This is a genomic window from Yoonia sp. (genome assembly GCF_036770585.1).
Classification (GTDB): Bacteria; Pseudomonadota; Alphaproteobacteria; order Rhodobacterales; family Rhodobacteraceae; genus Yoonia.
In genome coordinates this window covers 1-6,620 of sequence record NZ_DAIPIW010000104.1, presented here as the reverse complement: position 1 = coordinate 6,620, position 6,620 = coordinate 1, and the positions used below count along the sequence as shown (strand labels likewise).

Genomic DNA, 6,620 nt, shown 5'->3' with positions numbered 1-6,620 from the left:
ACGTCACCGAACGACAGGCTTGCTGTGTCGGAAGAGATCGAAACAACCAGCTCGTCGAAATCAGCGTCGACGTTTCCGGTTACTGCGTCATCGCTTGCGATGTTCAGTTCGGCGCTTGCCGAAGCTGTCAGACCGTTGTCCAGAGCGGCGGTCATGGTCACGTCAAGGTTGGAGTCCCAGTAGAAGCCGTCTTCAATGTCGTCATTGTAGCCGATTTCTGCATCGCCGGACCATGCTACGCCTGCGTGGCCGTCAGCATATGCAGCGCCAGCAAGTGCGATCAGCGCTGTTGTTGTAAGAAGGGTGCTTTTCATCGATATTTTCCCTCGTGGTTATGCATTCCCAAGAATGCCAGATTGACTAGCATTGGAAGGTAAGTGCGCCCATCACGCGGAAGTCTCAAGTGAATTAGGGGCTTCGATTTGTCCTTCCGTTGAAATGATGCACGAAGGTCACACAAATATTCACCCATGACTTGCCGCGCAAATCGCCCTATTTCAGCCTGCAACAGACCGTGACCCAGTATTCCAAGGACTCAATCATGTCGCTGCCCGAGATAAAGGCAAGAATCGCCAAGACTTGTGAGCAAACAGGCCGCGATCCGGCCGATATCAGCCTGATTGCCGTGTCGAAGGTGCAGCCGGATGATCGTGTCGCCGCCGTGCTGGATCAGGGGCACCGAGTCTTTGGCGAAAACAAGGTGCAGGAAGCCGCCGGCAAATGGCCCGCCTTCCGCGAACGCTATGATGGAATCACTCTGCATCTGATCGGCCCGCTTCAGACCAACAAGGTCAGGCAGGCGATGGAACTGGCGGATGTCATCCACACGCTCGACCGGCCCAAGCTGGCGGGCGCCATTGCGCGCCATGCACAGGACCTCGGGTCTTGCCCCGATCTCTTCGTGCAGGTGAACACCGGCGAAGAGCCGCAGAAGTCCGGCGTTCTGCCAGCCGAAGCCGATGCCTTTGTCACAGAGGTCCGTGCGCTGGACCTGCCGCTGAAAGGTCTGATGTGCATCCCGCCCGTGGACGAGGAACCAAGCCTGCATTTCGCGCTGCTTGCCAAGATCGCCGCCCGCAACGGGCTGACCGGCCTTTCCATGGGGATGAGCGGCGATTTCGAACAGGCGATCGCTTTGGGTGCCACCCATATCCGCGTCGGCTCGGCCATTTTCGGCGAGCGGGTCTATCGGTGAGCGACGACTACACCCCGCCGCAAGACCCGCTGGTGATCCTGCATGACGATCACGAGGTTCTCGTGGTGGACAAGCCAAGCGGCCTTTTGTCGGTGCCCGGCAAGGGCGGCCACCTGTCGGACTGTCTGATCGCGCGGGTGCAGGCGGCCTTTCCGACGGCCTTGCTGGTGCATCGGCTGGATCGGGATACATCCGGCGTGATGATCTTTGCCCTGACCCCCCATGCGCAAAGGCATCTGGGCCTGCAATTCGAGAAACGCCAGACGAAGAAAACCTATGTCGCGCGGGTCTGGGGTGAAATAGCGGAAAAGACGGGCACAGTCGATCTACCGCTGATCGTGGACTGGCCGAACAGGCCCAAGCAGATGGTCGATCACGAAAGCGGCAAGCCCGCCGTCACCGATTGGCGCGTGGTCAAGGTGCGCGACGGTGAAACGCGGGTCCGCCTGATGCCCAGGACCGGACGGTCGCACCAGTTGCGGGTCCATATGCAGGCGCTTGGCCATCCGATCCTGGGTGATCCGTTCTATGCGACGGGGCCGGCGCGGGACCATCCACGGCTGATGCTGCATTCCGAGACCTTGCAGTTCCGTCATCCCGACGGCGGGCAGGGGATGCGGATTTCGGCCAAGGTGCCCTTTTAGCAAACCCCCGCCCGGCCTCGCTGTCGGATGCCTCCGGCGGGAGTATTTTTGCGCAAAGCGAGGGGCCGGTCAGCCCGCAAGGAACGTCTGGATGGCCGAGATCTCGGGTTGGGCGATCTCGTGTCCGCCAGGGTGCCAGGCGGTCGTGACGAGGGCCCCTTGCGCCGACAGATAATCCGCAAGTGTTTGCGTCATCGGTGCGGGGCAGATCGGGTCGCGTTCGCCTGCGGTGATCAGGATGCGGCGGCCCCTAAGGCCGGGTTGCGGTGCAGGCTGCCAAGGGATCAGCGGGTGCATCAGGATCAGGTCATCCACAAGATCGGGATGCAGAAAGGCCACGGCGGCAAGGATGTTCGCGCCGTTGGAATAGCCAAGCCCGATCACGCGGGACGCGGCGGCTCGGGCTTTCTCGGCGCGGATGAAGGCTGCCATTGCCGTGGTCCGCATGGCGAGATCGTCTATGTCATAGAGGCCCTCGGCTTTGCGCTTGAAATAGCGCGCGGCGCCGAATTCCGAGATATCCCCGCGAGGCGAGGTGACATGGGCCTGCGGTATCAGGCTTTCGGCGAGCCCGTGAAACTGGGTCTCATTCCCGCCGGTGCCGTGGAAGGTCAGGAACAGCGGGGCGCCCGCTGTCCCTTCGGTTTTCCTTGCGATGTAGGACATCCTAGCCCTCCAGCGGTTGCAGGTAGCTTTCCAGACGGGCGCGCAGATGTTCGTGCTGGCTGGGCAGTTTCAGCGCCTCGCCGAGGTGGGCGGTGTCTTCGTCGCGGTCGAACCCGGGTTCGTTGGTGGCGACCTCGAACAGCACCCCGCCGGGCGTGCGGAAATAGATCGCATAGAAATAGTCGCGGTCGATCACGGGCGTGACCTGATAGCCGGTGTCGAGCAGCGCCTCGCGCACCTCGATCTGACGCGCGCGGTTTTCCACCGCGAAGGCGATGTGATGGACCGAGCCTGCGCCCTGACCTGCGCTACCTGCACCTGGCAGCTCTTCGATGTCGATGGTCCTTGCGTCATTGCCCCCGGGCACGATGAAGCGGGTGATGTTGTCTTTCTGATCGGCCTTCTCGTAGCCCATGAATGAGAGCAACTCGGCGCTGGCCCCTGCATCGCGCAGGCGCATGTCGGTCGAGTGGAACCCGCGGATACCCATGTCGCCGCTGACACCGTTGCCGGTCCATGGGGTGCGGTCATCGTCGCTTTCGACAAGGGCGAACTGGTCGCCGTCAGGGCCATCAAACAGCACGCGCTTTTCGCCGAAACGTTCATCGGTCGCAACGCCGCCAACGTCGAACGTCGCAAAGCGGTCAAGCCAGGCCTGTGACGTGCCTGAGGGGATGCTGAAGGCGGTGCGGCCGACCTCGCCCACACCTTTTGGCGCGCGGGCGGCGCGGGGGAAGGGGAAATAGGTCATGACCGTGCCGGGGCTGCCGACCTCGTCACCATAGTAGAGGTGATAGACGTCGGGCGCGTCGAAGTTCACCGTCTTCTTGACGCGGCGCAGGCCAAGGACGTTGGTGAAGAAGGCGTTGTTCGTGCGGGCGTCACTGGCCAGCGATGTGACGTGGTGCAGGCCTTTGATCTGGGTGAGCATCTCTGTCTCCTGATTGTGGTCCTGACAGAGATATCATTTTCATTTGTGCGCTAAAGAGGCAGGGGCGCACCGACTTGGTGCACCCCTGCACATGAGGTTACTCGGCGGCCCAGCCAGAGATGGCTTTGACCTCGAGGAATTCCTCGATCCCCCAGACGCCGCCTTCACGGGCGCGGCCCGACATCTTCATGCCGCCGAAGGGTGATCCTGCCGCACGGCTTTGGCCGTTCATCTCGATCATGCCGGCCTTCAGGGCCAGCGCCATGCGGTTGCGGCGGGCACCGTCCTGTGTCTGGACATAGTTCGTCAGACCATAAGGCGTATCGTTGGCGATCCTGATAGCGTCGGCCTCGTCCTCGAAGGGGATGATCGACAGCACGGGGCCGAAGATTTCCTCTTGTGCGATGCGCATGTCGTTGCGGACATCGGCAAAGACCGTGGGGCGGACGTAGTAGCCCTTGTTCATCCCTTCCGGCAGGCCGGGGCCACCGGCGACCAGACGCGCGCCTTCGTTGATGCCGACCTCGATCATCTCTTGAATCTTGGTCCATTGCGTCTTGTTCACGACCGGGCCGATGTGATTGCCGGGTTGCGAGGCCGGGCCGACCTTCACGGACTTCGCGATTTCGGCGGCCTTTTCAACCGTTTCATCGTAGATCGACCGTTCGACCAGCATCCGCGTGGGCGCGTTGCAGGACTGGCCCGAGTTGTTCATGCAATGCAGCACGCCACGCTTGACGGCCTTTTCGTCCGCATCGGCGAAGATCACATTCGCGCCCTTGCCACCCAGTTCCAGCGTCACGCGCTTGAGCGTCTCGGCCGCCGCCACCGAGATGGCCTTGCCCGCGCGGGTCGATCCGGTAAAGCTGATCATGGCCACATCCGGATGGGTCGAAAGCTGGTTGCCGACGCCCGGGCCGTCACCGTTGACAAGGTTGAAGACACCGGCGGGAACACCGGCGTTATGGACGAATTCGGCGAACAGCAGCGAGGACAGCGGCGATTCTTCCGAAGGTTTCAACACCATCGTGCAGCCGGCCAAGAGGGCGGGGATCACCTTGAGCGTCACCTGATTCATCGGCCAGTTCCATGGCGTGATCAGACCGACGACGCCGATCGGTTCCATCGCGATCCGGTCATTCGGGGCATGCGGGCCCAGAGGACGGATCCATTCGATGTGTTTGAACGCCTCGAGCGCGTTTTCCAGATGCCATGGCAGGCAGGGCGCCTGACTGGACCGGGCCATGTCGATGGGGGCGCCCATTTCGATGCTGATCGCCTCGGCCATTTCTTCGACGCGTGCTTCATACTGCGCAAGGATGCCCTTGACGTAGGCGGCGCGCTTTTCGGGCGGCGTTGCGGCCCAGGCAGGGAAGGCATCGGCCGCGGCGGCGACGGCGGCATCCGTGTCGGCCTGATCGCCAAGCGAGATGATGGCGCAGACGTCCTCGGTCGAGGGATCGATCACGCCATGGTCGCGGGCGACGACAGGGGGGACCCAAGCGCCGTTGATGTAAAAGTCACGTTTCTCGATCATCCCAAAGTCTCCCTCAAGTCAGGCTGTCTGTTCCAGCCACAGTCGCATTTCGGAACCGGCGTTCGTCGCGTTCCCGTCGCATCCGACCTATATATTGCACAGCACAAAACAAGAGAGGACTCCTGCCATGTCATTGCGCATCAACGATACAATTCCTGATCTGACCGTCGAGACAGATCAAGGGACATTTTCGCTGCACGACTGGATCGGCGACGCTTGGGCGATCCTGTTTTCGCACCCCAAGGACTTTACCCCCGTCTGCACGACCGAGTTCGGTGCCGTGGCACAATTGGCCGACGAATGGGCCAAGCGCGGCACCAAGGTGATCGGGGTCAGCGTTGACGGGGTCGAAGACCACAAGAAATGGAAGTCGGACATCGAGACGGTCGGCGGCGCGCTTGCCGGTTTTCCGATCATTGCAGATGAAGGGCTCGAAGTGTCCAAGGCCTTCGACATGCTGCCCGCCGAGGCCTATCTGCCCGACGGGCGCACCCCCGCCGACAGTGCCACCGTCCGCGCGGTCTTCATCATCGGACCGGACAAGAAGTTGAAGCTGTCGATGACCTATCCGATGACCGTTGGCCGCAACTTCGCCGAGGTCCTGCGCGCGCTGGACGGGTTGCAGACCTCGACCGGTCGCGGCGTGGCGACACCGGCGAACTGGAACGTGGGCGATGATGTGATAATCCCTGCAACCCTCAGCGATGAAGATGCCAAGGCGAAGTTCGGCGATTTCGAGACGGTCCTGCCCTATCTGCGCAAGACCAAGCTGAAGGACTGATCTTTCACCGAACCGAAAGCAAAGGGCCCGCCAGCATCGCTGACGGGCCCTGTTTCGATCCGGAAACAGATCAGTAGGTGTAGGTGACGGCCAGACCGACGAAGGGGAAGACCGGGACGTCTTCAAGATCGGCGTTCAACTCGTCGATATCGGCCTGATCGGCGGTGTCCGAGCTGGCTTCCAGAGGCGAGATCAGCACACCGATATCGCCCGTCACAGACCAGCCCGGTGTGAATTCGTAATCGAAGCCTGTGGTGATCATCGGGATCACATCCTGTTTGAATTCAATGTCGGCATCGTAAGAATCGACTCCGTCGTCATAGGTTCCCGACAGCGAAAAATTCGAGAAGAACAGGCCGCCCGACACGCGCCAGGGGTTCGCGAAGGGATAGTAGTCGGCCACGATCGCGACACCGCCGAATTCTGCTTTGCCATCGAGTGTGCCATCATCCACATCGAATTCGTCCTCGAGGCTGAAACCGCCCATCAGCATCCCGCGCACCGCGATGTTGGGCGCAACGCCGTACTGGACCTCGAGCGAGGCCCCCATGCTTGTGGCGCCGATACCGACTGTCAGGTCGCCGACCTCTTGTGCCGTGGCGGTCTGGGTAGAGATTGCAATGATTGATGCAAAGGCGAGTGTCTTGAAATGAATGGTCGATCCTTCCGGTTACCGTGTAATACCATTCAACCCCTGATTAAGTGCGGATTGACGTCAGGGAAAGCCCGAAGTTTGAAATAATCCAAAAAATGCAGATGTGTCAGGCGATTGCCCGAAAAACGTGCATTCGGGACTCGCCAGAAACGAAAGGCCCGCCAGCATCGCTGACGGGCCCTCTGGTTTCGGTCAGAAGGGGTCTTATTCG

Annotated in this window: 8 protein-coding genes; 3 read left to right on the top strand and 5 right to left on the bottom strand. The window is 61.2% G+C overall.

The annotated features are described in order from the left end of the window. Window positions 1–314, bottom strand: a 314-nt coding sequence (locus tag V7N12_RS13235) for a porin (protein WP_333715095.1), incomplete at its 3' end; no start/stop codon positions are given. 227 nt (window positions 315–541) lie between these two features. Here V7N12_RS13235 and V7N12_RS13230 point away from each other — a divergent pair. Both V7N12_RS13230 and V7N12_RS13225 read left to right on the top strand, forming a co-directional pair. Further along, on the top strand, window positions 542–1,195 hold the full coding sequence (locus V7N12_RS13230) for a YggS family pyridoxal phosphate-dependent enzyme (RefSeq protein WP_333715094.1): 654 nt from the start codon (window positions 542–544) through the stop codon (window positions 1,193–1,195). Continuing rightward, window positions 1,192–1,839, top strand: a complete 648-nt coding sequence (locus tag V7N12_RS13225) for an RluA family pseudouridine synthase (RefSeq protein ID WP_333715092.1) — start codon at window positions 1,192–1,194, stop codon at window positions 1,837–1,839. Before V7N12_RS13230 ends, V7N12_RS13225 begins: the two co-directional genes overlap by 4 nt. A 69-nt stretch (window positions 1,840–1,908) precedes the next feature. On the opposite strand, the gene V7N12_RS13220 is transcribed toward V7N12_RS13225, so the two are convergent. From V7N12_RS13220 to V7N12_RS13210, 3 genes are all read right to left on the bottom strand, one after another. Next, window positions 1,909–2,505 (bottom strand): alpha/beta hydrolase, encoded by a 597-nt coding sequence (locus V7N12_RS13220; protein ID WP_333715091.1) that lies wholly within the window; start codon window positions 2,503–2,505, stop codon window positions 1,909–1,911. A gap of 1 nt (window position 2,506) precedes the next feature. Continuing rightward, window positions 2,507–3,436: a VOC family protein gene (locus V7N12_RS13215; protein WP_333715089.1), complete on the bottom strand. Its 930-nt coding sequence runs from the start codon at window positions 3,434–3,436 to the stop codon at window positions 2,507–2,509. A 97-nt stretch (window positions 3,437–3,533) separates the two neighbouring features. Further along, complete coding sequence (locus V7N12_RS13210; RefSeq protein WP_333715087.1) at window positions 3,534–4,973, bottom strand: aldehyde dehydrogenase family protein; 1,440 nt, start codon at window positions 4,971–4,973, stop codon at window positions 3,534–3,536. A gap of 127 nt (window positions 4,974–5,100) precedes the next feature. On the opposite strand from V7N12_RS13210, the gene V7N12_RS13205 reads away from it, so the two are divergent. Beyond that, window positions 5,101–5,754 (top strand): peroxiredoxin, encoded by a 654-nt coding sequence (locus V7N12_RS13205; RefSeq protein WP_333715086.1) that lies wholly within the window; start codon window positions 5,101–5,103, stop codon window positions 5,752–5,754. Window positions 5,755–5,824: 70 nt separating this feature from the next. Here the strand turns inward: V7N12_RS13205 and V7N12_RS13200 are convergent, their stop codons facing one another. Further along, the gene (locus V7N12_RS13200) at window positions 5,825–6,304 is read right to left on the bottom strand and encodes a hypothetical protein (RefSeq protein ID WP_333715085.1); all 480 of its coding nucleotides are present in this window, start codon (window positions 6,302–6,304) and stop codon (window positions 5,825–5,827) included. Window positions 6,305–6,620 lie beyond the last annotated feature (316 nt).